Annotated in this window: 23 protein-coding genes; 10 read left to right on the forward strand and 13 right to left on the reverse strand. The window is 75.9% G+C overall.

From position 1 onward, the window contains the following. The first annotated feature begins 61 nt into the window (after nucleotides 1–61). Complete coding sequence (gene malQ, locus BUE37_RS21505; RefSeq protein ID WP_073422509.1) at nucleotides 62–1,951, forward strand: 4-alpha-glucanotransferase; 1,890 nt, start codon at nucleotides 62–64, stop codon at nucleotides 1,949–1,951. 70 nt (nucleotides 1,952–2,021) lie between these two features. On the opposite strand, the gene BUE37_RS21510 is transcribed toward malQ, so the two are convergent. Beyond that, complete coding sequence (locus BUE37_RS21510; protein ID WP_245794853.1) at nucleotides 2,022–4,637, reverse strand: ExeM/NucH family extracellular endonuclease; 2,616 nt, start codon at nucleotides 4,635–4,637, stop codon at nucleotides 2,022–2,024. Nucleotides 4,638–4,827: 190 nt separating this feature from the next. On the opposite strand from BUE37_RS21510, the gene BUE37_RS21515 reads away from it, so the two are divergent. The 3 genes from BUE37_RS21515 to BUE37_RS21525 all read left to right on the forward strand — a co-directional run bounded on the left by BUE37_RS21515 (nucleotide 4,828) and on the right by BUE37_RS21525 (nucleotide 7,302). Beyond that, a complete protein-coding gene (locus BUE37_RS21515) occupies nucleotides 4,828–6,615 on the forward strand; it encodes a bifunctional metallophosphatase/5'-nucleotidase (protein ID WP_073422510.1) in 1,788 nt (595 codons plus the stop codon). A gap of 103 nt (nucleotides 6,616–6,718) precedes the next feature. After that, nucleotides 6,719–7,030 (forward strand): hypothetical protein, encoded by a 312-nt coding sequence (locus BUE37_RS21520; RefSeq protein WP_245794854.1) that lies wholly within the window; start codon nucleotides 6,719–6,721, stop codon nucleotides 7,028–7,030. Nucleotides 7,031–7,101: 71 nt separating this feature from the next. Further along, the gene (locus BUE37_RS21525) at nucleotides 7,102–7,302 is read left to right on the forward strand and encodes a hypothetical protein (RefSeq protein WP_073422512.1); all 201 of its coding nucleotides are present in this window, start codon (nucleotides 7,102–7,104) and stop codon (nucleotides 7,300–7,302) included. A 64-nt stretch (nucleotides 7,303–7,366) separates the two neighbouring features. On the opposite strand, the gene BUE37_RS21530 is transcribed toward BUE37_RS21525, so the two are convergent. Next, on the reverse strand, nucleotides 7,367–8,572 hold the full coding sequence (locus tag BUE37_RS21530) for an MFS transporter (protein ID WP_073422513.1): 1,206 nt from the start codon (nucleotides 8,570–8,572) through the stop codon (nucleotides 7,367–7,369). A 33-nt stretch (nucleotides 8,573–8,605) separates the two neighbouring features. Here BUE37_RS21530 and BUE37_RS21535 point away from each other — a divergent pair, with 33 nt between their 5' ends. Both BUE37_RS21535 and BUE37_RS21540 read left to right on the forward strand, forming a co-directional pair. Beyond that, on the forward strand, nucleotides 8,606–9,019 hold the full coding sequence (locus BUE37_RS21535; protein WP_073422514.1) for a hypothetical protein: 414 nt from the start codon (nucleotides 8,606–8,608) through the stop codon (nucleotides 9,017–9,019). Between the two features lie 42 nt (nucleotides 9,020–9,061). Continuing rightward, nucleotides 9,062–9,913 carry a DUF998 domain-containing protein gene (locus tag BUE37_RS21540; RefSeq protein WP_073422515.1) on the forward strand — a complete coding sequence of 284 codons (852 nt, stop codon included), beginning with the start codon at nucleotides 9,062–9,064 and terminating at the stop codon, nucleotides 9,911–9,913. Nucleotides 9,914–9,935: 22 nt separating this feature from the next. Here the strand turns inward: BUE37_RS21540 and BUE37_RS21545 are convergent, their stop codons facing one another. Continuing rightward, a complete protein-coding gene (locus BUE37_RS21545; RefSeq protein ID WP_073422516.1) occupies nucleotides 9,936–10,850 on the reverse strand; it encodes a DMT family transporter in 915 nt (304 codons plus the stop codon). A 112-nt stretch (nucleotides 10,851–10,962) separates the two neighbouring features. Then, on the reverse strand, nucleotides 10,963–11,715 hold the full coding sequence (locus BUE37_RS21550) for an SDR family oxidoreductase (protein WP_073422517.1): 753 nt from the start codon (nucleotides 11,713–11,715) through the stop codon (nucleotides 10,963–10,965). 89 nt (nucleotides 11,716–11,804) lie between these two features. Here BUE37_RS21550 and BUE37_RS21555 point away from each other — a divergent pair, with 89 nt between their 5' ends. Further along, nucleotides 11,805–13,391: a UDP-N-acetylglucosamine 1-carboxyvinyltransferase gene (locus BUE37_RS21555; protein WP_245794858.1), complete on the forward strand. Its 1,587-nt coding sequence runs from the start codon at nucleotides 11,805–11,807 to the stop codon at nucleotides 13,389–13,391. 69 nt (nucleotides 13,392–13,460) lie between these two features. Here the strand turns inward: BUE37_RS21555 and BUE37_RS21560 are convergent, their stop codons facing one another. The 3 genes from BUE37_RS21560 to BUE37_RS21570 all read right to left on the reverse strand — a co-directional run bounded on the left by BUE37_RS21560 (nucleotide 13,461) and on the right by BUE37_RS21570 (nucleotide 15,695). Further along, entirely contained in the window at nucleotides 13,461–14,219 is a 759-nt protein-coding gene (locus tag BUE37_RS21560) for an SDR family NAD(P)-dependent oxidoreductase (RefSeq protein ID WP_073422518.1), read from the reverse strand. 92 nt (nucleotides 14,220–14,311) lie between these two features. Next, nucleotides 14,312–15,055 (reverse strand): DUF5995 family protein, encoded by a 744-nt coding sequence (locus BUE37_RS21565; RefSeq protein WP_083629007.1) that lies wholly within the window; start codon nucleotides 15,053–15,055, stop codon nucleotides 14,312–14,314. A gap of 64 nt (nucleotides 15,056–15,119) precedes the next feature. Further along, nucleotides 15,120–15,695, reverse strand: coding sequence for a TetR/AcrR family transcriptional regulator (locus tag BUE37_RS21570; protein ID WP_175562959.1), 576 nt, complete (start codon nucleotides 15,693–15,695; stop codon nucleotides 15,120–15,122). A gap of 86 nt (nucleotides 15,696–15,781) precedes the next feature. On the opposite strand from BUE37_RS21570, the gene BUE37_RS21575 reads away from it, so the two are divergent. After that, nucleotides 15,782–16,669: an SDR family NAD(P)-dependent oxidoreductase gene (locus BUE37_RS21575; RefSeq protein ID WP_073422519.1), complete on the forward strand. Its 888-nt coding sequence runs from the start codon at nucleotides 15,782–15,784 to the stop codon at nucleotides 16,667–16,669. Here BUE37_RS21575 and BUE37_RS21580 read toward each other — a convergent pair. Further along, the gene (locus tag BUE37_RS21580) at nucleotides 16,651–18,588 is read right to left on the reverse strand and encodes a PucR family transcriptional regulator (protein WP_245794859.1); all 1,938 of its coding nucleotides are present in this window, start codon (nucleotides 18,586–18,588) and stop codon (nucleotides 16,651–16,653) included. The genes BUE37_RS21575 and BUE37_RS21580 overlap by 19 nt on opposite strands. Before the next feature lie 240 nt (nucleotides 18,589–18,828). Here BUE37_RS21580 and BUE37_RS21585 point away from each other — a divergent pair, with 240 nt between their 5' ends. Both BUE37_RS21585 and BUE37_RS21590 read left to right on the forward strand, forming a co-directional pair. Beyond that, nucleotides 18,829–19,833, forward strand: coding sequence for an oxamate carbamoyltransferase subunit AllH family protein (locus tag BUE37_RS21585; RefSeq protein ID WP_139253094.1), 1,005 nt, complete (start codon nucleotides 18,829–18,831; stop codon nucleotides 19,831–19,833). 146 nt (nucleotides 19,834–19,979) lie between these two features. Continuing rightward, nucleotides 19,980–20,273 carry a DUF4287 domain-containing protein gene (locus BUE37_RS21590; RefSeq protein ID WP_073422521.1) on the forward strand — a complete coding sequence of 98 codons (294 nt, stop codon included), beginning with the start codon at nucleotides 19,980–19,982 and terminating at the stop codon, nucleotides 20,271–20,273. 13 nt (nucleotides 20,274–20,286) lie between these two features. Here BUE37_RS21590 and hisG read toward each other — a convergent pair whose 3' ends face one another. The 5 genes from hisG to BUE37_RS21615 form a co-directional block, all read right to left on the reverse strand. Further along, nucleotides 20,287–21,153: an ATP phosphoribosyltransferase gene (gene hisG, locus BUE37_RS21595; protein ID WP_073422522.1), complete on the reverse strand. Its 867-nt coding sequence runs from the start codon at nucleotides 21,151–21,153 to the stop codon at nucleotides 20,287–20,289. A 90-nt stretch (nucleotides 21,154–21,243) separates the two neighbouring features. Then, entirely contained in the window at nucleotides 21,244–21,507 is a 264-nt protein-coding gene (locus BUE37_RS21600) for a phosphoribosyl-ATP diphosphatase (protein WP_073422523.1), read from the reverse strand. Next, a complete protein-coding gene (gene ribH / locus BUE37_RS21605) occupies nucleotides 21,504–22,028 on the reverse strand; it encodes a 6,7-dimethyl-8-ribityllumazine synthase (protein ID WP_073422524.1) in 525 nt (174 codons plus the stop codon). The genes BUE37_RS21600 and ribH overlap by 4 nt, the downstream gene beginning before the upstream one ends. Beyond that, nucleotides 22,025–23,353 (reverse strand): bifunctional 3,4-dihydroxy-2-butanone-4-phosphate synthase/GTP cyclohydrolase II, encoded by a 1,329-nt coding sequence (locus BUE37_RS21610; RefSeq protein ID WP_073422525.1) that lies wholly within the window; start codon nucleotides 23,351–23,353, stop codon nucleotides 22,025–22,027. Before BUE37_RS21610 ends, ribH begins: the two co-directional genes overlap by 4 nt. Next, a complete protein-coding gene (locus BUE37_RS21615; RefSeq protein ID WP_073422526.1) occupies nucleotides 23,350–23,973 on the reverse strand; it encodes a riboflavin synthase in 624 nt (207 codons plus the stop codon). Before BUE37_RS21615 ends, BUE37_RS21610 begins: the two co-directional genes overlap by 4 nt. Between the last annotated feature and the right edge of the window lies 1 nt (nucleotide 23,974).

Consider the following 23,974-nt stretch of genomic DNA (forward strand, 5'->3'; position numbering starts at 1 on the left):
GAGAGCGGCACCACGCCGCGTCTGCGCTGCGATCAGCCGCGCGCGCCGTGAGGATCGGGGGGTGACACGCACCCCCAGCACCGACCGGTGGGGCATCGACGCCACCTGGCTCGACGCCCTCGACGAGGAACACGAGGTCGCCCAGGCCACCATCGACCGCCTGCGGGAGGTGATCGGCGAGCCGCCGGAGGACCTCGAGGAGCGCGCGCCCATCGTGGCCCGGCCCGGGGACGTCCTGGAGGTCGACGAGGCCGAGGTGACCCTGGAGGACGGCTCCTCCCGGCACGTGGACGGCGAGCTGCCCGCCGACTTCCCGCTCGGCTACCACTGGCTGCAGGCGCCCGGCGGGCCGCGGCGGCGGCTGGTCGTCTCCCCGGGCCGCTGCTGGCTGCCGGAGGAACGCGCCTGGGGGTGGGCGGTGCAGCTCTACGCCACCCGCAGCCGCGCGAGCTGGGGCATCGGCGACCTCGCCGACCTCCGCGCGGTCCGCGAGATGGCCGCGGACCAGGGCGCGGGCTTCGTGCTCATCAACCCGCTGCACGCTGTCGCCCCCACCCCGGAGCAGGAGGCCAGCCCCTACCTGCCGGCCACCCGCCGCTTCCGCAACCCGCTGTACCTGCGGGTCGCCGAGGTGCCCGGCGCCGACCGGGTCGACCTCGACGACGACGCGGGCCGCGCGCTCAACGACGGCGAGCTCGTCGACCGCGACGCGATCTGGGCGCGCAAGCGCGAGGTGCTGCGCCGGGTGTTCGACGCCACCGGCCGCGACGAGCCGGCCTTCCCCGACTGGTGGTGGCACCAGGGCCAGAAGCTGCAGGACTGGGCCACCTGGTGCGCCCTCGCCGACGCCCACGGCCCCGACTGGCACGCCTGGCCCGAGGAGCTGCAGGACCCGCGCAGCGACGCCGTCGGCCGGTTCGTCGCCGACCACGAGCGCGACGTCGCCTTCCACGCCTGGCTGCAGTGGTGCCTGTCGCGCCAGCTCGAGCAGGCCACCGAGGGCATGACCGTCATCCAGGACCTGCCGATCGGCGTCGCCGGCGGCGGCGCGGACGCCTGGACCTGGCAGGGCGTGCTCGCGCAGGGCGCCACGGTCGGCGCGCCCCCGGACGAGTTCAACTCGCAGGGCCAGGACTGGGGCTCCCCGCCGCTGGTCCCGTGGCGGCTGCGGGCGTGGGACTACGAGCCGTTCGTCGAGTCGATCCGCGCCACGATGGCCGGCGCCGGCGGCCTGCGCATCGACCACGTCATGGGCCTGTTCCGGCTGTGGTGGGTGCCCACCGGCGGCTCCGCGGCCGACGGTGCCTACGTCCGCTACCCCGCCGAGGACCTGCTCGACATCGTCGCGCTGGAGAGCCACCGGGCGCAGGCGGTCGTCGTCGGCGAGGACCTCGGGACGGTCGAGGACGGCGTCCGGGAGGCCCTGGCCGAGCACGGGATCCTCAGCTACCGGCTGCTGTGGTTCGAGGACGACGACCCGGCCGAGTGGCCCGAGGAGGCCATGGCCGCCATCTCCACGCACGACCTCCCGACGGTCGCCGGGCTGTGGAGCGGGGCCGACGTCGAGGAGCAGCGCCGGTACGGCACGGGCACCGACGAGGAGCTCGAGCGCGGCCGGGCGTCGCTGCTCGAGCGCCTGCCCGGGCTGCGGAAGAACGCGAGGCCGGAGACGGCGGTCAAGCGGGCGCACGAGCTGCTCGGCCGGGCGCCGTCGCTGCTGCTGTCGGCCACGCTCGACGACGCCCTCGCCGAACGCCGCCGCCCGAACATGCCGGGCACCACCGACCGGCCCAACTGGTCGCTGCCGCTGCCGGTGACCGTGGAGGACCTCTCCGGGCACGCGCTGCTGAAGGAGGTGGCGCGCACCCTGGCCGACGGCGTCCGCGCGACCACCGACCCGGAGGAGGACGCCATCGGCGAGCAGCCCGGCGGCGAGGCCTCCCGGGACTGAGCAGCCCCGCAGACGCCTCCGGCGCGGCACCCCTCTCGGGTGCCGCGCCGGACGCGTTCTCAGGTGCGGACTACGACTCGCGGCCGTCCTGCTCGCCGCTGCCGGCGCCGCGGCCCTGGGTCAGGACGTCGCTCGCGCCGGGGCCGCCGACGAGCGTGTCGTCGCCGTTCCCGCCCTCGAGGGTGTCGACGCCGAACCCGCCGAGCAGCACGTCGTTGCCGTTCTCCCCGGCCAGCCGGTCGGTGCCGGCGCCGCCGCAGATGACGTCGTCGCCGTTGCCGCCGGTGATCACGTCGTCGCCGCCGAGGCCCATGATCACGTCGACGCCGTTGGTGCCGCGCAGCGTGTCGTTCCCGGCCGTGCCGCGGATCGTCGGGACGAGGCCGTTGCAGCGCTCGGCCAGGTCGATGCCGAACACGATCGGGTCGTGGTCGCTGGAGCGGTAGGGGTCAGCCGCGTACAGGGCCCGGTCGCCCGTGTACTGGTAGGCGAACGACTCGACCGAGTTGATGTTCCAGTGCGCCAGGTCGGTCACCTTCGCGGTGAGCTCCGCCGTCGCCATCGCGTGGTCCAGCGAGCCGGACATGTCGTCGAAGACGTAGCTGTAGCGGCCCTCGTCGAAGCGCTCGCCGAGGTCGGTGAAGCCCGCCTGGCGCAGCCGCTCGATCGGGTCCTCCTGGGTGTAGGCGTTGAGGTCACCCATGAGGACGACGTCGCGGTCGCCCGTGCGGTCGGCGATGGCCTGCGCGAACGCCGCCACCGACGCCGCCTGGCGGACGCGGTCGCCGTTCCACTGGCCCTGGCCGTCACCGGCGTCCACGTTGTCGCCGGTCGCGTCGCCGGCGCTCTTGGACTTGAAGTGGTTGGCGATGACGGTGAACGCGTCGCCGTCCTTGACGAAGGTCTGCGCCTGCGGCTCGCGGGCGTTGGACCAGACCGACTCGTCGACGAGCCCGGCCGGGTCACCGACCGGCTGGACGACGTCGTTGCGGTAGATGATCCCGTTGCGGATCACGTCCCGGTCGACGCCGTAGAGCTCGCGCGGCATCGGCACGTAGCTCCAGACCTCGGCGCCCGCGGCCGCGTTCAGCCGGCGCACCAGGTCGGCGAGCGCGGTATCGGCGTTGCCGGGGGTCAGGCCGGTGGAGTCGGTGTCCTCGATCTCCAGCAGGCTGACGACGTCGGCGTCGAGCGCAGCGATGGCCGGGACGATCTTGCCGGCCTGCCGCTCGAACTCCTCGGCGTTGCGAGCGCCGCGGCCGACGCTCTGGTCGAAGGTCAGGAAGTAGTTCAGCACGTTGAACGCACCGATCTGCACGTCGCCGCGGACCGCGTCGGGCGCCGCCGGGCGGGTGTTCTGCGGAGCGAAGACGCCGTCCGCGGTGCCGTCGGCCGGCTGCAGCCGCCACTGGTTGAAGCCGTAGCCGAGGACCACCGGCTCGGTGAAGGTGAGCTCGTCGCCCACCCGGACCGGGGTGGACGGCGACAGGTACGGCCGCGTCGTGGTGGTGACCCGGGCGCTGAGCCCGTCGTCGAGGACGATGCGCCGCAGGGTGTTGGCGGTCATGACCGCCGCGGCCTCCGGGGTGCCCGGGCGGGCGACCTCGGTGGGCTGCACGAGGACGCCGCCCTCGGAGAGGGTGAGCTCGCCGAAGCTGGTGAGGTCGAAGACCTCGCTCACGGTGAGCGTGTCCACGGGCGCGACGAGCATGCCCTCGAGGCGCTCGCGGGCGGCGTCGTCGGCCGGCAGGTCGAGCGGGGCCGCGTCGGGGAGGTCCTCGGCGGAGCCCTCGGCGCAGACCGCCACGTCCTGGCGGCTGGTGAGCTGCGTCTGGCCGCCGAACTCGGTCACCTCGCCGGTGACGGCGACCGTGTCGCCCAGGTCCACCGCGACGGGGCTGAACACGAAGACGCCGTCGGAGGTGGCCGCGTCGCCGTCGCCGTCGACGTCCTGCAGGTAGAAGCCGCTGAAGCCCGCGACGTCGCCGACGACGGTGCCCCGGACGGTGACCTGCCGCCCGACGAGCGGGCTGGTGGCGCCGGTGCCCTGGACGGCGCCGATCTCGTGCGTCGGTGCGACGTCGCAGACGGGGGTGGCCGGCTGCGGCGGCGTGGTGGTGCCCCCGGCGTTCAGCGCCCCGGGGGTCGCCGTGGCGGGACCGGCCCAGACGAGCTTGTCGGTCGCCGCGTCGTAGGTGCGCGAGAGCGACTGCCCGACCGGCTCCGTGCCGGCCTCGCTCACGCCGATGTCGGTGCTCGTCCTGCCCGAGGCGGTGGAGTTGGTCGCGGCGAACACGCCCTCGTACGACAGGAACTCGACGACCTGACCGTCCCGGACGAGCGCCACGCCGTCCGGGGATCCGTTCTGCAGCGTGCCCGTGTAGTTCACGACCCCGACACCGACGCCGTTCGGGGCGACGGGGTCGCTGTCGTAGCGCTGCCCGTTCGAGCCGTTGTACAGCTCGACGGTCCAGCCCGTCGTAGGCGATCCGGCGGGGAAGGTGACCTCCACGAACTCGCCGGCGTCGGCGCCGTCGTTGTCGTAGTGGATCTCGGAGATGAACGGCTGGGACGGCGGTGCGGCCGAGGCGACCGTGGGGAGACCCACGACGGCGATGGACGCGGCGGCGGTGCCGAGTGCCATCCGGCGCGCGAGCACGCGCCGGTCGGGCGGGAGGAGGTGCACGGAGGTCCTCTCGGATGGTGACGGAACGGTCCCACCGTAGACACCCATCGTGACGGCTACGCTGACGGCCGGTGACACCCCGGCGACGATGAGCGAGCGGTTCGTCGGCGCCCGCTCACCTGCCGGTCACGGTCCCGTCACCTCCGTGAGGGACCGTTCCCCAGCCCGCACCCCCGACCTCCGGAGCGTCATGTCCCACCGCACCATCCGCCGCGGCGTCGTCCTGACCGCCGCCGCGGCGACCCTGGCGAGCGGCGTCCTCACCGGCACGGCCGCGGCCGCTCCCGGCGGAGGCCAGTCCACCCCCCGGCCGGACTTCACCCTGACGATCCTGCACGCGAACGACCTCGAGTCCGCGCTGCTGCCGACCACCACGAGCACCGGCTACACCTACGGCGGCGTCGACCGGTTCGTCGAGCTCGTGCAGCGAGAGCAGCACGCCGCCACCACCGGCCGCCCCGGTGCCGGCCAGGCCGGCAAGCGCGGCGTGCTGACCATCTCGGCGGGCGACAACTTCCTGCCCGGCCCGAACCTCGCGGCCAGCCAGCAGGAGGGCGCTCCGAACTACGACGCCCTCGCGTTCGACGAGGCCGGGTTCGACGTCTCGATCCTCGGCAACCACGACTTCGACCTCGGCCCCGAGTTCCTCGCCGACTGGCTCGGCGACGTCGACGACACGACGTTCGTCTCCAACAACCTCGGCTTCGGCGCGGAGCCCACGCTGGCCGCCCGCGTCGCCGACGGCACGATCGTCACGAGCTCCGTGCAGGACGTGCGGGGTGAGCGGATCGGCATCATCGGCCTGACCACGCCCGACCTGCCCCAGCTGACCAGCTCGCGCGGCGTGACCGTCGACCCGGCGCTCGCCTCGATCGCCAACGCCCAGGCCGCCGCCTACACCCGGGCCGGCGTGGACAAGGTCGTGCTGGTCTCGCACCTGCAGGACATCGACAACGAGCTCGCGCTGGCCCGCCAGCTGCGCGGCGTCGACGTGATCGTCGGCGGTGGCGGCCACGAGCTGCTCGCCGACGCCGACGACCCGGTCGTCGCCAACGGCACCGCCCGCTACGGCGACTACCCGCAGACCCCGACCGACGCCGACGGCCGCGTCGTCCCGGTCGTCACCACCGCGGCGCTCTACTCCTACGTCGGGCGCCTCGTCGTGAACTTCGACGCCGCCGGCCGGGTGATCGGCTTCGACGAGCCTGCCTCGCGCCCCCTGCCCGTCGTGGCCGCCGGTCCCGACGCCGTGCAGCCCGACCCGCGCGTCCAGCGCGAGGTCGTCGCGCCCGTGCAGCAGTACGTGACCGGCCTGGCGCAGCGGACCGTGGCGAGCACGCAGGTGCCGCTCAACGGCATCCGTGACGACGTCCGCAGCCGGGAGACCAACCTCGGGGACCTGGTCGCCGACTCGCTGCTGGCCGCCGGCCGGCGCGAGGCGGCCGCCGCGGGCATCACCGCCCCGGTGGTGGCGATCCAGAACGGCGGCGGCATCCGCAACAACACGGTGCTGCCCGCCGGCCCGATCAGCGAGCTGGACACCTACACGGTCCTGCCCTTCAGCAACTTCGTCGCCGTCGCCCCGGCCATGCCGGCGGCCACGTTCATCGCCGGCGTGGAGCGCGGCCTGTCCGGCCTGCCGGGCCCGGCCGGGCAGTTCGCCCAGGCCGCCGGGTACCGCGTCACCTACGACGTGAGCCGCCCGGTCGGCTCACGGATCGTCGACCTGCAGCTGGACGACGGCCGCTACCTGGTGCAGGGCGGGGTCGCGACCGGTGCGGTGAGCACGGTCTCGATCGCGACGAACGACTTCACGCTGCGCGGCGGCGACGGCTACCCGTTCGCGGGTGTCGCCTTCACCGTCCTGCCCGTCACCTACCAGCAGGCGCTCCTGCAGTACCTCCAGGAGGACCTCGGCGGCACGGTGACCGCCACGGACTACCCGGTCGGCGGCGAGGGCCGCATCCGGGCGGCCTGACCGCACGACACCACCGGGCGCCCCCCGCGAGCACCGCTCGCGGGGGGCGTCCGTCGTCTCCGCCGGTCGAACGCGTGTTCGACGGGCGTGCCAGACTGCGCGGGTGGCAGGCGGGATGAACCGGGGGTCCTCACGTCCGTCGCTCGGCGAGCGGGCCGCCGACTCCGGCGTCCCCGCCGCACCCACCGCTCCCCCACCCCGGGCGGTCCCGCCGCGCGCCCGCGAGGACGGCACGGGGCGGCACTGCTGGGTGCACACGCCGCCCGGCACGTCGGGCACGGTGCCCGGGCTGCTCGTGGAGTGGCGGCAGCAGCCGGAGGGCTGGCAGGGGCGGGTGGCCTACGCCGTCCCCGGACCGCACGGGCCGGTGCTCGTCGAGGCCTGGTTGCCGGCCGCGTCACTCGAACAGCGCTGAGCGGTTACCGGGGCGGCGTCACGGCTATGGCCGTCGGGACCGATCGACGACGACGCAGCGGAGGTACCGCGATGACCGAGCCCGACCGCCCCACCCTCGACGACGTGATGGACACCGAGGAGTCGGCGCCGCGCGACCGCCAGGAGCACGCCGGGGCCGACCCGCGCCCCAACGACGACGCGCTGCAGCACCGCACCGAGCAGGAGCGGCAGGCCGTCGGCTCCGACGACGCCGACCCCGCCGGCGCGGAGTTCCACTCCGCGACCGACTGAGGCGACCGACCGGGGTCCCGCGGGTGGGCGCCGCACCGGCGCCCACCCGGCCCCTCAGCGGCCCTCAGCGGCCCTGCAGGCTCCGGCTGCGGCCGAGCAGCAGGGCCAGCAGCAGCGCCCCGCCGAAGCCGGTGCCGGCGACGGCGGCCGCGGCGGGCCACCCGCCGTCGGCCCAGGCCCGCCCGGCCAGCGTGCCGCCCACGGACGAGCCGACGTAGTACCAGAACGAGTACAGCGAGGCCGCCTGCCCGACGGGGCGCCCGCCCAGCGCGGCCCGCGCCGCCACCCAGCCGCTGGCCACCCCGTGCGCGGCGAAGAAGCCCACGTTGAGCACCGCGAGCCCGGCGACGACGAGCGCCAGCGGCCGCGCCAGCGTCAGCGCGAGGCCCGCCCCGGCGACCAGCAGCGCCACGGGAACCACCAGGCGCCGCCCGGCCCGCTCGGCCAGTCCCCCGGCCAGCGGCGAGCTCACCGAGCCCAGCAGGTACGTGAGGAAGACCAGCCCGGCCAGCGCCGGGGACAGCGCGTACGGCTCGCTCTCCAGCCGGAACGTCACGGCGTTGTACACGGCGACGTTCCCGCCCATCAGCAGCGCCGCCAGCGCGTACAGGCCGAGGAGCACCGGGTCGCCGAAGCCGCGGGCGAGCTGGCGGAGCACCGGCGTCTCCCGCGGCACCCGCGTGAACCGGCGCGACGCCGGCAGCAGCACCCGGACGGCGACGGTGCAGCCCACCGCCAGCGCGGCGATCCCGCCGAGCGCGGTCCGCCAGCCGCCGAGGTCGGCCAGCGCACCGGACAGCACCCGGCCGCTCAGGCCCCCGATCGCCGTCCCGCCGACGAACAGCCCGATCGCCCGCGAGCTCACCGAGGGGTGCAGCTCCTCGCGCAGGTAGGCCACGCCCACGGCCGGCAGCCCGGCGAGGGCGAACCCCTGCAGGCCCCGCAGGACGAGCAGCACCGGCCAGGTGGGGGCCAGCGCGGCGAGGACGGCGAGGACGGTGGCCGCGGCGAGCGAGGCGTGCAGCACCGGCGTGCGCCCGACGCGGTCGGACAGCGGCCCGAGCACCAGCAGGCCCAGCGCCAGCCCGACGGTGGCCGCCGAGACCGTCAGCGTGGCCGCCGTCGGGGACACCCCGAACGCCCGGGTGAGCTCCGGCAGCAGGGCCTGGGGGGCGTAGAGGACGGCGAACACGGCGAGCCCGGCGAGGAACACCGCCGCCGAGGTGCGCCGCGGTGCCGGGTCCCCGGGGCGGGGACCCGGCGGCGGCACGCGCCCATCGTGCCCTCCTGCTGGGATGACCCCGTGACCCGCCTCGGCCCCGACGACGTCGGCTGCTGGCTGGTGAAGACCGCCCGGCCGCCGGAGGTGCTCGTCCCCGGCTGGCACCCCGGCGAGGAGCGCGAGTTCACCCGGTGCCTGCGCGCCTCGTACCGCGTCGCGCTCATGCGCCCGGGCGCGCCCGTGCTGCTCTGGCTCAGCGGCCGCGACCGCCCCGGGGTGCACGCCGTGGGGTCACTGGCCGGCGACGTCGGCGCGGACGAGCGCGGGCCGGTCGCCGTCGTCCGGGTGACCCTGCTGCCCGCCCCGCTGCCGCGCGCCGACCTGCTCGCCGACCCCGTCGCGCGCGACGCCGAGGTGCTGCGCATGCCCGCCGGCAGCAACCCCTCGTACCTGACGCCCGCCCAGCACGCCGCCGTCCGGGCCCTCCTCCCCTGACGGCCGCCCTGACGGCCCGGTCCCCGGGCGGGGGCTGGGACGATGGGTCGTGTGCCACGGAAACGGATCGCCGGGGGCGCCCTCGCCTGGGTGCTGACCCTGCAGTTCTTCGTCGTCGAGACGATCGTCCAGCTGCGCTCCCCCCTGCCCTACTCGCGCTCGGCCGACGTCATCAGCGCGCTCGGCGACGCCACCCGGCCCGGCGCGGCGCTGATGAACACCTCGTTCGTGGTGCAGGCCGCACTCATCGGTGCGGGCGCCGTGGCGCTGCTGCCCGCGCTGCGCGGGCGGGCCGCCCGGCCCGCGGTCGGCCTGCTCGGCGCCGCGGCGCTCGGCGTCCTGCTCGTCGGCGTCTTCCCCCGGCTGACCAGCCCGGCCCTGCACACCGCCGGCGCCGTCCTCTACCTCGTGGCCGGCGGCCTGGGGGTCATCGCGCTGGCCTACGCCGTGCGGCCGTGGTCGGAGGCGCTGGGCACCACGCTGGCCCTCGGCGGCCTGTTCGCCACCGCGATGACGGTCTTCTACGGCGCCGGGGTGGTCGAGCTGCTCGGCGAGGGCGGCACCGAGCGCGCCGCGGCCTACGTGCTGCCCCTCGCGCTGGCGCTGACCGGCCCGTCGCTGTGGTGGCTGACCCGGACCCGCCGCGAGCCGGTCACCGGCCCCACCCGCCGCCAGAGGCGGGCCGCCGAGCGCGAGGAGGAGCGCCTCGCCCGCGCCCGGCGCAGCGCCGAGCGCGACGACGCCCTCGAGGCCGCCGCCCGCCGCCGGGAGTCCCCCCGCACGGCCGCCGACGGCCCCCGCGACGGGGACGACGACGCGCACGACGACGCCCACGACGACCTGCACGACGACCTCGACCCCGACGACCCCTGGGCCGGCCCGCGCCGCCGCTGACCCCGTCCGTGGACGCGCGCGCCTACCGCTGCGCCGGCGCGGGCACCGGCGCCGCCGCGCGCACCGGGCCCCGCCGCCGCGACACCGCCACCCCGGCCAGGCAGACCACGCCGCCGACGACGGCCAGCGCCGCCGGCACCTCGTCGAGCAGCAGCCAGGACAGGAGCACCACCAGCGGCGGCACCAGGTAGGTGGTCACGCCCAGCCGCCCCGCGGGCATGCGGGCGAGCGCGTAGGCCCAGGTGCTGAACGCCAGCGCCGTCGGGACCACGCCGAGGTAGACCGTGCCGAGCACCGACGACGCCGGCGCCGCGGCCACCTCCGCAGCCAGCACGCCGGCCCACGGCAGGCAGCACGCCGCGCCGATCGCGCACGCCGTCGCCGTCACCTGCAGGCCCGGCAGCCGGCGCAGCAGCGGCTTCTGCGCCACCACGCCGGCGGCGTAGGTCACCGCCGCGACCAGGCACAGCAGCACGCCGAGCAGGTCGCCGCCGGACCCGCGCCCGGCGATGCCGATCAGCAGCACCCCGGCGAAGGCGACGGCGAGCCCGGCCACCAGCCAGCGCGGGAAGCCCTCGCCCAGCCAGACCCCGGCCAGCACGGCGATGAGGATCGGCCCGATGTTGACCAGCATCGCCGTCGTCCCGGCGTCGAGGTGCCGCTCGGCGGCGTTGAGCGCGACGTTGTAGACGCCGAACCAGCCCACGCCGCAGATGGCGAGCAGGCCCCACTCCCGCCGCGTCGGCGCCACCCAGCCGCGGCCGAGGGACAGCAGTCCGAGCACCGCCGTCCCGACCAGCAGCCGGCCCAGCGCCAGCGCCCCGGGCGAGAGGTCCTCACCGACCGCCCGGATGCCGATGAAGGCCGACGCCCAGGCCAGGACGGTGACGGCGACGGCGGACAGGACGGGCAGCGAGGCGGCGCGGGCGGGGTGCACGGGCGGACACTAGGCGGGCCCGGGGACGCCCCGCTGGCGGTTTCCCGACGCGGCACCGGGCCTGGCAGCCGCGCTGCGGAGAACGGCAGCGGAGGTGCGCCCGGGCGCGTGTTCAGACCCCGCGCAGGTGTTCGCCGTACGTCCGCCGCCCGCGCGCGGCCCGGGCGCCGGGCAGCACGCCGCCCTCCCGGAACGCCGCCGACAGCTTCCCCGGCAGCGGCGTGGACACCACCCGCACGCCGGGTTCGCGCGCCGCCGCCCACGCCCGGGCGAGGTCGCCGGCCGAGAGGTCCTCGGGCCCGCCGAACTCGACGACGTCGCCGGTCGGCTGCCCGCCCGCGAGCTCGGTGAGGAACCCGGCTGCCTCGCCGACGTCGACCGGAGCGGCGGTCCAGCCCATCGGCACGATGAGCACCGGCCCGCGCCGGGCGGTGGTGAGCATCTCGTCGACGAACGGGTGGAACTGGGTGACGCGGGCGAGCGTCACCGGCAGCCCGGAGGCGAGCAGCACCTGCTCGGCGGCGTACTTGGCGCGGTAGTAGCCGAAGGGCACCCGGTCGACGCCGACGATCGACACGTACACGAGGTGCCGCAGCCGGCCGCGGTCGAGCGCCTGCACGAGGCGCCGGGTGCCCGCGACGTCCACCTCCCAGGGGTTGCCCCGCGGGTCGCTGGCGGCGTGCACGACCACCTCGGCGCCGCGGACCGCCTGCGCGAGGTCGCGGCCGGTGGCGAGGTCGCCGCGCACCCCGCCGGGGCCCGCCCCGCGCCGCGACATCTGCCGCACGTCGTGGCCCGCAGCCTGCAGTGCGGGCACCAGTGTCCGGCCGAGCTGGCCGCTGCCTCCGGTGACGAGGACCTCCATGGCGACAGTCTGCCGAACGGGACGGGCGGACCGGTCCCTCTCGGCGTGGCGCGCGGCCCCATCTCATGTACGAGATAGCGTGGCCCCCCGTGACCGCGACCGAGATCCCGGCCGAGACGACGGCCCCCTCGCCCGCCCCCTCCCCCCTCGGCACGGCCGCCAGCGCCGCCCGGATCGGCGCGCTGGTGCGCGACGCCCGCCGCCACCGGGGCCTCACCCAGCAGCAGCTGGCCGAGCGCCTGGCCACCAGCCAGAGCGCCGTCGCCCGCATCGAGCAGGGCGGCCAGAACCTGACACTGGAGCTGCTCGGGCGCCTGTCGGAGGCACTGGACAGCGAGCTCATCAGCGTCGGCCCGGCCGGCCCCACCCACCTGCGCGTCACCGGCGGCACGCCGCTGCGCGGCAGCGTCACGGTGAAGTCGTCGAAGAACGCCGCCGTCGCCCTGCTGTGCGCGGCGCTGCTCAACCGCGGCCGCACGACGCTGCGCAACGTCGCCCGGATCGTCGAGGTCGACCGGATCCTCGACGTGCTGCGTTCCATCGGCGTCTCCGCCACCTGGGACGGGGCCGGCCGCGACCTGACCCTCGTCGTCCCCGACGAGCTCGACCTCGCGGGCATCGACGCCGACGCCGCCCGCCGCACCCGCAGCATCATCATGTTCCTCGGCCCGCTGCTGCACCGGGCCCGCACGTTCCGGCTCCCCTACGCCGGCGGCTGCGACCTCGGCACCCGCACGGTCGAGCCGCACATGATCGCGCTGCGGCCGTTCGGCCTCGACGTCGAGGCGCACGCCGGCGAGTACCACGCGACCGTCGACCCGCGGGCCACCGAGCGGCGCACCATCGTGCTGACCGAGCGCGGGGACACCGTCACCGAGAACGCGCTGCTGGCCGCCGCCCGCACCGAGGGCACCACGGTCATCCGCAACGCCAGCTCCAACTACATGGTCCAGGACCTGTGCCTGTACCTGCAGCTGCTCGGCGTGGGCGTCGAGGGCCTCGGGACGACGACGCTCACCGTGACCGGCCGCGCCGTCCTCGACGCCGACGTCGACTACACGATCAGCGAGGACCCGGTCGAGGCGATGAGCCTGCTGACGGCGGGCATCGTGACCAACTCGGAGCTCACCGTGCGCCGCGCGCCGGTGGAGTTCCTGGAGATCGAGCTCGCGGTGCTGGCCGAGATGGGGCTGCGGTTCGAGCGCTCGCCGGAGTACCTGGCCGACAACGGGCACACCCGGCTGGCCGACGTCACGATCCACCCGTCGCAGCTCAAGGCCCCGATCGACAAGATCCACCCGATGCCGTTCCCGGGCCTCAACATCGACAACCTGCCGTTCTTCGCCGTCATCGCGGCGTCGGCGACCGGGTCGACGCTGATCCACGACTGGGTCTACGACAACCGGGCGATCCACCTGTCGGACCTGACCCGCCTGGGCGCCGACGTCCGGCTCATGGACCCGCACCGGGTGCTGGTGACCGGCCCGACCCGCTGGCGCAGCGCGGAGGTCGTGTGCCCGCCGGCGCTGCGGCCCGCGGTGTGCATCCTGCTGGCGATGCTGGCCTCGCGCGGCACGTCGGTGCTGCGCAACGTCGACATCATCGCCCGCGGCTACGAGCACCTCTACGAGCGCCTGGTCGAGATGGGCGCGTCGATCGAGGTCTTCTCCGACTGATGCGGCACAGGAAGCCATCCGCACGTCCTGGCGCCCCGGACGTGCGGATGGCTTCCCATGCCCGTCCCGTCACCTCTCCTGGGCGGTGGGGCGGACCAGCACCTCGTTGACCGCCACGTGCGGCGGCTGGCTCACCACGTAGGCGATCGCGCGGGCGACGTCCTCGGCCTGCAGCGGCGTCATCTCCGCGGCCATCCGCTGGGACGCCGCCTTCGCCTCGGGCTGGGTGATGTGGTCGGTGAGCTCGGTGGCCACCGCGCCGGGCTCGACCAGCGAGATCCGCACGCCGCGGGTGGTCACCTCCTGGCGCAGCGACTCGCTGAACGCGTTCACCGCCCACTTGCTGGCGTTGTAGACGCCGGCGCCCTTGCGGGCGGTGCGCCCGGCGACGCTCGAGATGTTCACGACGTCGCCCGAGCCCTGCTCGACCATGCCGTCGATCGCCGCGTGGGTCATGTACATGAGGCCGAGGACGTTGGTGGACAGCATCCGCCGCCAGTCCTCGACGTCGGCGCCGACGATCGTGCCGAGCAGCATGACGCCGGCGTTGTTGACCAGGACGTCGAGCCCGCCGAGCTCCTCGCGGGTCCGGGCGACGGCCGCCCGGCAGGACGCCTCGTCGGTGACGTCGAGGTCGAGGGTCAGCACGCGGGCACCGCCGTCGCGCAGCCGGCCCGCCAGCGCCTCGAGCCGGTCGGCGCGGCGGGCGCCGACCGCCACGGCCGCGCCCGCACCGGCCAGCGCGACGGCGGTGGCCTCCCCGATCCCCGACGACGCCCCGGTCACCAGGGCCACCTTCCCGGACAGCGGCCGGCCGGTCTCGCTCATGCGGTGCTCCTCCCGCGCCGCCCGGTGCGGCACCCCGGACAGCCTGCGCCCGGAGCGCCGATCCGGCAGCGCGGGCGGGACCCCGGAGGCGGTCAGGCCGGGGGCAGGACGACGCCGAAGCCGCGCACGGCCAGCCGCAGCAGCACCGGCCCGCCCCGCCGCAGGTCGGCCACGCGCGCCGCGGCCGCGGACTCCAGCTGCGCCACCCGCCGGGCGTAGGCGTCCGGGCCCGCCGTCCGCGCGGCGTGCAGCGCCGCGGTGTTGGCCCACACCTTCCGCCGCGACTCGCGCAGCAGCACCCGCGCGGCCCGCCGGTTGGCCCCGGCCATCACCCGGTCGACGACGGTCCGCCGCGACCCCGCCGCCTGCAGCGCCCGGTCCTCGCTGGCCACGCGGGCGGCGAGCACCTCGTCGATCCGCTCGTGGTCGCGGGCGCGGGCGGCCAGCACGGCGGGGTCGGCGAAGTCGGCCGGGCCGATGACCCGCACCAGCGACTGCGGCAGGTCGAAGTTGATGTGCGCGTTCATCCCGAGCAGCACGTGCCCCTCGGGCCGGGTGGCCGGGTCGGCGCCGAACGCCTCCCGCCAGGGCGCGGGCGGTGACGCCGGGTCGCGGCGGTGCGCCTCGAGGGCGTCGAGGTAGCACCCGGCGAAGTCGACGTCCCAGTCGGTCACCCAGCCGGCGTCCTCGAACAGCCCGTCGTCGATGGCGGCGCCCACCGCCTGCGTGGTGCGCAGGTAGGTGCCGAGGAAGAAGCGCGCCGGGTCGCCGGCCGCCTCCAGCCCGTCGAGCAGGCGCTGCATGCGGGCGACGAGCTCGTCCACCGGCGCGGTCACCCCCGCGATGCTGCCGGGCGGGCGCCGCCGGCGCAGCCCGGTCGCAGCGGCACGCCGGCGCGGCTCAGCTCTCCAGCGCCGCCGGCAGCCGCTCGAGCGCGGCGGTCACCAGGGCGGGCAGGTCCCCGGCGTCGCCGGCCAGCCAGCCGGCCTGGGCCACCTCGAAGCAGGCGACGACGAGCTTGGCGAGCAGCAGCGCGTCCTCGCCGGGCACGCCGCGGTCGCGCAGCCCCTCGGCCAGCGACGCCTCCCAGCGGCGCAGCTTCCCCGCGGCGCGCAGGTGCAGTGCCGGGACGGCGGCCACGACCTCCTCGCGCTGCACCATGAGGTCGCGCAGCGGCGCGAGCTCCCCGGCCATCCGGACGGCGGCCCAGCTCACCGCCGGCCACGGCCGCAGGTCCGCGGGGGCCTCCGCGACGGCCGCCCGGGCGGTGGCCAGCAGCTCGTCCTCCAGGGCGAACAGCAGGTCCTCCTTGTCGGAGAACAGCCGGAACAGCGTGCTGCGCGAGACGTCGGCGGCCGCGGCGACCTCCTCGGTGCTCGTGGCGGCGTACCCCCGCGCGGCGAACAGCTCGACGGCGCGGCGGGTCACCTCGACGCGGGTCCTCCGGCGGCGGCGCTGCGCGGCGGTCTCGTTCACGGGGACATCTTGACACGACGTCGCCGTCTGAAACAAAGTCTCACTCCGGGACGACGTCCCACCCACTCGACCGAGGGAGCTCCCCCATGGGCACGACCCGCACCGCACTCGTCACCGGCGCCACCTCCGGCCTGGGCCTGGCCACCGTCCGGCGCCTGGCCGCCACCCCCGGCTGGCGGGTCGTCCTCGCCGTCCGTGACCTGCGGCGCGGCCGGGCGCTCGCCGGCGAGCTCGGCCCGGACGCCGGCCTGGTCGCCCTCGAGCTCGCCTCGCTGGCGTCGGTCCGGGAGGCCGCGGCCACGGTCGCCGGGCAGGAGCCGCCGGTCGACGTCCTGGTGCTCAACGCCGGCCTGCAGGTCACCCGCTCCGACGTCGCCTCCGCCGACGGCCACGAGCTCACCTTCGCCGTCAACCACCTCGGCAACTACCTGCTGACCCGGCTGCTGCTGCCGCACCTGGCGCCCGGCGGCCGCGTCGTCACGGTGGGCAGCGGCACGCACTTCGGCACGCTGCGCAAGTCCGGCCCGTACCCGCGCCCGCGCTGGGAGGACCCGCGGGTGCTCGCCACACCCCGCGAGGGATCGGGCCAGCGGGCCTACGCGACGTCGAAGCTCGCCACCGTCTACTTCTCCCGCGAGCTGGCCCGGCGCACCCCGGGGATCGACGTCGTCACGTTCGACCCGGGCCTGCTGCCGGCCACCGGACTGGCCCGCGACTACTCCCCCCGCGCGCAGGCCCTCTACCGCCGACTCACCCCGCTGCTCGAGCGGCTGCCGGGCGCGCAGACCGTCGAGCGGGCCGCCGGCCAGCTCGCCGACGTGGTGACCGGCCCCGACGGCACCCCCGGCCGCTACGTCGAGCGCGGCGTGGAGGCGCCGTCGTCGCCGGAGAGCCTCGACCCGCGGCGGGCGCGGGAGCTGTGGGACGTCAGCGCCGACCTCGTGGGCCTGCCGGCTCAGATCAGCGCGTCGTAGCCGTCGTCGGGCGGGAGCAGCCCGGAGTCGACCGGCGGCCGGTGCGGCTGGTCCAGGCCCCGCATCCGCGCGGCGTGCAGCGCGAGCAGCAGGTTCAGCCGCAGCGTCGGGTCGGTCGTGAAGGGCCCGAGCAGCCGCTCCAGCTTGCCGATCCGGTAGCGCATCGTGTTGTAGTGGAAGTGCAGGCGGCGGGCGGACTCGGCGACGTTGAGGTTGGTCTCCAGCAGCACCCGCAGCGTCTCGCGCAGGTCGGCGGAGTCCGGGTCGGAGGCGTCGGCCAGCGTGCCGAGCACCTCGTCGACGTAGGACCGCAGCTCGGTCGAGTCGGGGATCAGCGACAGCAGCCGGAAGACGCCGAGCTGGTCGAAGTGGGTGACCGTCGCCGGGCCGTGGATCTCCTGCCCGACGCCGAGCGCCCGCTGCGCCTGCTGGTGCGCCTCGCCGAGCGCCGAGATCGACTCCGCGGGCCGGCCGATGCCGGTGGCCAGCACCCGCCCGACCCGGCGCACGCGGGCGTTCACCCTGCTGGTGACGGCGGTGACCAGCGCGGTGATCTCCTCCGGCGTCCGCCCGTCCAGGGGCAGCACGGTGACGATCTCCGACGACAGGCCCGCGACCGCGGCGCCGGTCACCTCGGTCTCCAGCGCGGCGCGCCAGCCGTCGGCGAGCCGGTCGAGGACGTCGAGGGCGCGGGTGGGGTCGGCCTGCGGGTCGGCGGCGGTCTCGGTGGCCGTCACCAGGACGACGACCGGCCCGTCGAGCCGCCAGCCGAACGAGCGGGTCTGCGCCAGCGCCCGCTCGGTGTGCCGCAGGGACCCGGCGACCAGCCGGCGCACCAGGTCGCCCTGGAAGCGCAGCTCGACCGAGTGCACGGCCTGCTGCCGGATGACCGACAGCGCCGAGACGACGGCGGCCCGCTCCAGCACACCGCCGGCGCCGACCACCATCTGCCCGCTGCGGTGCACCGCGACCAGCCAGCCGTGGCGCTGCTCGCCGGCCATGATCGGCGCGACGGCGTACTCCCCCACCCCGCCGGGCAGCTCGTGGTGGCCCGGGACGAGCAGGATGCCGTCGGCGGGCGACAGGTCGGCGTCGGCCAGCACGTCGGCCGGGGTGACGACGGTCTGGTCGGCCCGGACGTTCGACAGCCGGTTGGCCGGCGCCATCATGGCCAGCTCGTCCTCGGCCTCGGCGTCGAGCAGCCACAGCCAGTCGCTGATCTCGGCGACGTCCTCCGGCGGGCCGGCGGAGGTGACGATCTCGCGGTCGGGCCCCAGCCCGAGCACCGCGGCGCCCTCGAGGTAGGTGGCCAGCCGGTCGGTGACCTCGGCGAGGCCGCCGCCGCTCAGGGCGACGTCGATGAACTGGTCGTGCATGCGCGCCGAGAGGGTGAGCGCCTCCCCCTGCTTGCGGACGACGGCGCCGAGCACCTCCGACACCGCCTCGTCCATGCGCACGGTGGGTGGCAGCGCGAGCACGGGCAGGCCGCGCCGCTCGGCCTCGGTGAGCACCTCGGCGGGCACGGCGGCTGCGCCCTCGGTGCGGCGGTAGGCGAGCGCGGCCGTGCCGAGCTGGTCGAGCCTGTCGACCAGGGCCCGGGCGTCGGCGGCGTCGGCCGGGGGCAGCCGGGCACCCAGGACGACGACGACGTCGGGGCCGGCGGTGGCCAGCGGCCGGGCGGGGTCGTCGACGACCATGTGCCGGACGACGCGGTCCAGGCCGGAGCGCCCGGCCACCACCTCGACGCCGGACAGCCGCGGCAGCCGCAGCGCCTCGTCCACGCGCAGGCCGACCCGGTCCCGCCACTCGTCGCGCGCCGGGGCGCCCCGCCCGGCACCGGCCGACTGCCACCCGCGGTGGAACGGCAGCGGTGCCGTGGGGTACGACCCCGAGGTCATCGAGACCTCACTGTGCGTCACGACTCGCCCTCCTCGTGGGCCTATCCCGATCTCGAGTTGCAGGAACCTGGCAGGTGTGCCTGGACGGCCACCCCCATTCTTGGCCACATTCGCCATACGAGGACGTGCGACGCGCCGCTTAGCTTCGAGACGCGGTCGGTTCCCGTCCGCTGGATGGTAGGCGGTCACCGCACCCGGTGCCCTCCTCCCCTCCCAGCGGGAGGGCCGGCCGGACGGGGGCTCGAGCGGAGGGTCACCCGGATGTCCCGATGGGGAGAGGGCCAGCAGATGCGCACCATCGACCACACGACCACCACCGAGCGGGGGCGTGCGGCCCGCGCCGGCGTCCCCACCATCCCCCTGCCGCGCAGCTCGGCGCACGAGACCGTACGCACCGCCGCGCCCGCCCGGACGGCGGGTGCCGTCCCGTCGTCGGCGAGCACCGGCATCGCCGACCTGCTCCGCGGCCCGGTGCGCCCGGCGCGGGTCCTCATGAGCGCCCCGGCGGCGGTGTACCTGCAGGTGCCCACCGACCGCGGCACCGACGTCGTCGGCGTGCTCACCAGCGACGCCGCCCGGCTCCCCCTGGGCTGCATCCTCTTCCGGCCGAGCAACGGCCGCCCGCTGGTCGCGCTGCCGAGCGGCGCTCCGGCCGAGGTCGGGGGCGGCCGGATCGTGGTCGGGGACCTCGTCGTGCGCGCCGCGGCCTGGTGGGACCCGCGGCCGCGGCTGCCCAGCCCGCGCCCGGCGCTGCTGCCAGAGGGCGTGCGCCAGCTGCGCACCACCCTCTACGGCGAGGGCGTGCCGCACAGCGCGTTCACGCTCCCCGGCCTGCCGGCCGGCCCGGGCGGGCCGCTCGCGGCGCTGCGCGGCGCGGTGCGCCGGGCCGACCTCGACGCGGCGCTGCGCACCGCCGTCCGGCTGATCGGCCTGGGCCCCGGCCTCACCCCGGCCGGCGACGACGTCATGGCCGGCACGATGGCCGGGCTGGTCCTGCTCGGGCACCCGGCCGCGGAGCGGTTCGCCGCGGGCGTCTACTCGCTGGCCGCCGGCCGCACCACCGAGCTGTCGCGGGCGCTGCTGCGGCACGCCGCGGCCGGCCACGTCAGCGGCGAGTACGCCGCGGTGCTGCAGGGCCTGGTCGGCGAGCGCCCGCTGGGCCCGGCGGTCGAGGGCCTGCTGGCCACCGGCTCCACCAGCGGCCGCGCGATGGCGCTCGGGCTGTGCACCGCGATCGACCTGGTCGACCGCACCACCCGGCGCTGACCGCACCACCGCTACCAGCGGAACCGCCAGCACCACCGCACGGCAGCGGCCCCCTCCCCATCCGGGGAGGGGGCCGCTGCCGTGTACCGATGAGTCCGCCCGCCGCGGCCGGTCCATCCCCCGACCCCCAGCAGAGGAGCACCGCGATGTCCTTCCAGGCCTACCTCGACGCGATCGAGGACAGGACCGGTCTCACCCCGCGCCAGCTGATCGCGCAGGCGCACGAGCGCGGCCTCGACGCCCCCGGCACGAAGGCCGGCGACGTCCTCTCCTGGCTCGCCCAGGAGCACGGCCTGGGCCGCGGGCACGGGATGGCGCTCGTCCACGTGCTCAAGAACGGGCCGGTGATCGACTCGAAGCACGTCGGCGGCACCGGCACGCACCGGGACGAGTCCGACACCCTCTGGCTGGACGGGAAGGCGACCCGGCCGACGGGGTGAGGCGGCCCCGCCGTCAGATGCGGCTGGCGTGGATGCTCGTGACGATGATCGCCCGGGCGCCGAGCTCCCACAGCTCGTCCATCACCCGGTTGGTCTCGTGCTGGCGAACCATCGCGCGCACCGCGGACCAGCCCTCGGTCTGCAGCGGGCTCACCGTCGGGCCCTCCAGGCCGGGGGTGAGGGCGGTGGCCTTCGCCAGCAGCTCGTTCGGGCAGTCGTAGTCGAGCATCACGTACTGCCGGGCGACGAGGACACCGCGCAGCCGGCGGCGCAGTTGGGCGACCGCCGGGATCTCCTCGGCGCCCTCCCGACGGACGAGCACCGCCTCGCTGGTGAGCACCGGCTCGCCGATGATCCGCAGCCCGGCCGCGCGCAGCGTCGTCCCGGTCTCGACGACGTCGCAGACCGCGTCGGCCACCCCGAGCCGGCAGGCGGTCTCCACCGCGCCGTCGAGCTTGACCACGCTGGCCTTGACGCCGGACTCGGCGAGGAAGCGCTGCAGCAGCGTCGGGTAGGCGGTGGCGATCCGCTTGCCGCCGAGCTGCTCGACGGTGTCGATGCCGGACTCCACGGGGCTCGCGAACCGGAACGAGGACCGGCCGAAGCCCAGCGGCATGAGCTCGACGGCGGTCGGGCCCTCCCCCTCGGCGGGCGCGGTCTCCAGCAGCATGTCGCGGCCGGTGATGCCGACGTCGAGGGTGCCGGCGGCGACGTAGACGGCGATGTCGCGCGGGCGCAGGTAGAAGAACTCGGTGTCGCTGTCGGGGTCGTAGACCGCGAGGTCCTTCGTGCTGCGCCGCTGCCGGTAGCCGCTCTCGGCGAGCATCGCGGCCGCGGGCTCGCTGAGGACGCCCTTGTTGGGCACGGCGATGCGCAGCACTTCTGTGTCTCCTTCGGGAGCGGATGGAACGGCCCCGCGCAGGGTCCCGCGGCGTGCGGAGCGCGTCGTGGGGGCGCGGGGGGCCCTCGTCTAGAGGTGGGTGTAGACGTCGTCGAGGCTGAGCCCGCGGGCCAGCATGAGCACCTGCACGCGGTAGAGGAGCTGGCTGATCTCCTCCGCGGTCCGCTCCGGCCCCTCGTGCTCGGCGGCCATCCAGGACTCCGCCGCCTCCTCGACCACCTTCTTGCCGGCGGCGTGCACGCCGTCGCGGACGGCGGTCACGGTGCCCGAGGCGGGGTCCCCGGCGGCCACCTTCGCCGACAGCTCGGCGAACAGCGCGTCGAAGGTCTTCACGCGAGGCCCTGCCCGACCGGGGTGGCCTGGAAGCCGGTGGACCGCGGCGGGGTGCGCAGCTCGCGCAGGGTGAGCGCGGTCGCCAGCGCGGCGACGCAGGCCTCCCAGCCCTTGTCCTCGGCGGAGCCGGGCAAGCCCGAGCGGTCGCGCGCCTGCTCCTCGGTGTCGCAGGTGAGCACGCCGTTGCCGACCGGGCGGCCGGCGTCGAGCGCCACCCGGGTGAGCCCGGCGGTGACGGCGTCGCAGACGTACTCGAAGTGCGGGGTGCCGCCACGGATGACCACGCCGAGCGCGACGACGGCGTCGTGCCGCTCGGCCAGCGCCTGGGCGACGACGGGCAGCTCGACGGCGCCCGGCGCGCGGACGACGGTCGGCTCGCCGATGCCGCTGGCGCGGGCCGCGGCGAGCGCGCGGTCGAGCAGCGCGTCGGTGATCTCGGCGTGCCAGGTGGTGGCGACGATGCCGAGCGTGAGCCCGGCGGCGTCGACGGCTCCCGCCTCGGGGCGACCCTGTCCGCTCACAGTCGCTGCTCCTGCTGGTGGAGGGGCACGTCGGTGCCGGGCACGGTGGCCGGCTCGCCGCCCACGGGGAGGGGCACGTCGGCGGGGCCGGACTCGGTCTCGGGCTCGATGATGTCGAGCAGGTGGCCCATCCGGTCGCGCTTGGTGCGCAGGTAGGCCAGGTTCTCCGCGGTGACGTGGCTGGGCAGCGGGACGCGGCCGGTCACCTTGAGGCCGTAGCCCTCCAGGCCCGCGCGCTTGGCCGGGTTGTTGGTGAGCAGCCGCATGGTGTGCACGCCGAGGTCGACGAGGATCTGCGCGCCGGTGCCGTAGTCGCGGGCGTCGGCGGGCAGACCGAGGTCGAGGTTGGCGTCGACGGTGTCCACGCCGGAGTCCTGCAGCTGGTAGGCCTGCAGCTTGTGCAGCAGGCCGATGCCCCGGCCCTCGTGCCCGCGGATGTAGAGCACGATGCCGCGGCCCTCCTGGGCGACGGCGGCCAGCGCCGCCTGCAGCTGCGGGCCGCAGTCGCAGCGCAGGGAGCCGAAGACGTCGCCGGTGAGGCACTCGGAGTGCACGCGGACCAGCACGTCCTCGCCGTCGGCGATGTCGCCGTAGACGAAGGCGACGTGCTCGCGCTCGTCGTAGGAGCTGCGGTAGCCGACGGCGGTGAAGGTGCCCGGCGCCAGCGGCACGGTGGCCTCGGCGACCCGCTCGACCAGCTTGTCGAAGCGCTTGCGGTAGGCGATGAGGTCGGCGATCGAGATGAGGCACAGGTCGTGCTCGTCGGCGAAGACGCGCAGCTCCTCGGCCCGGGCCATGCCGGTCGGGTCCTTCTCGCTGACCAGCTCGCACAGCGTGCCCGAGGGGCGCAGCCCGGCGAGGACGGCGAGGTCGACGGCGGCCTCGGTGTGGCCCGGCCGGCGCAGCACGCCGCCGTCCTTGGCGCGCAGGGGCACGATGTGGCCGGGGCGGGCGAGGTCGGCCGAGGAGGTCGCGGCGTCGGCGAGCAGCCGGATGGTGTGCGCCCGGTCGGCGGCGGAGATGCCGGTGGTCACGCCCTCGCGGGCGTCGACGGTGACGGTGTACGCGGTGCCGCGCCGGTCCTGGTTGACCCGGAACATCGGCGGCAGGTCGAGCCGGTCGGCGTCGGCCTCGGTGACCGACACGCAGATGTAGCCGGACGTGTAGCGGACCATGAAGGCCACGAGCTCGGGCGTCGCGAGCTCGGAGGCGAAGATCAGGTCGCCCTCGTTCTCGCGGTCCTCGTCGTCGACGACGACGACGGCCCGGCCGTCCTTGACCGCCGCGATGGCGTCCTCGACGGAGTCCAGCCGGACGGCGCTCATCGGCGTGCTCCCAGCAGTCGTTCCACGTACTTGGCGATCACGTCGACCTCCAGGTTGACCGGGTCCCCCGGGGCGCGGCCGCCCAGCGTGGTCTCGCGGAGGGTGGCGGGGATGAGGCTGACCTCGAGCCAGGGCTCGGGGTCGTCGGCGGCGCTGAGCGCGCTGACGGTGAGCGAGACGCCGTCGACGGTGATCGAGCCCTTCTCGACGACGTAGCGCGCCAGCTGCGGGGGCAGGGCGACGCGGACGACGTCCCAGTGCTCGCTCGGCGTGCGGGACACGACCGTGCCGACGCCGTCGACGTGGCCCTGCACGATGTGCCCGCCGAGGCGGGTGTGCGGGGCGACGGCGCGCTCGAGGTTGACCGGGTCGCCGTCGGTCAGGCGCCCGAGGCTGCTGCGGCGCAGCGTCTCGGCCATGACGTCGGTGGACCACACGGAGCTGCCGTCGGCGTCGGGCTCGACACCGGTGACGGTGAGGCACACGCCGTTGACGGAGATCGAGTCGCCGAGGTGCACGTCCTCGAGCACGCGCCGGGCGCGGATGCGCAGCACGGCGGCGTCGGCGGACTCCTCGCGGGCGGCGAGCGAGCCGACCTCCTCGACGATGCCTGTGAACACC

Source organism: Geodermatophilus nigrescens (assembly GCF_900129495.1).
Lineage (GTDB): Bacteria > Actinomycetota > Actinomycetes > Mycobacteriales > Geodermatophilaceae > Geodermatophilus > Geodermatophilus nigrescens.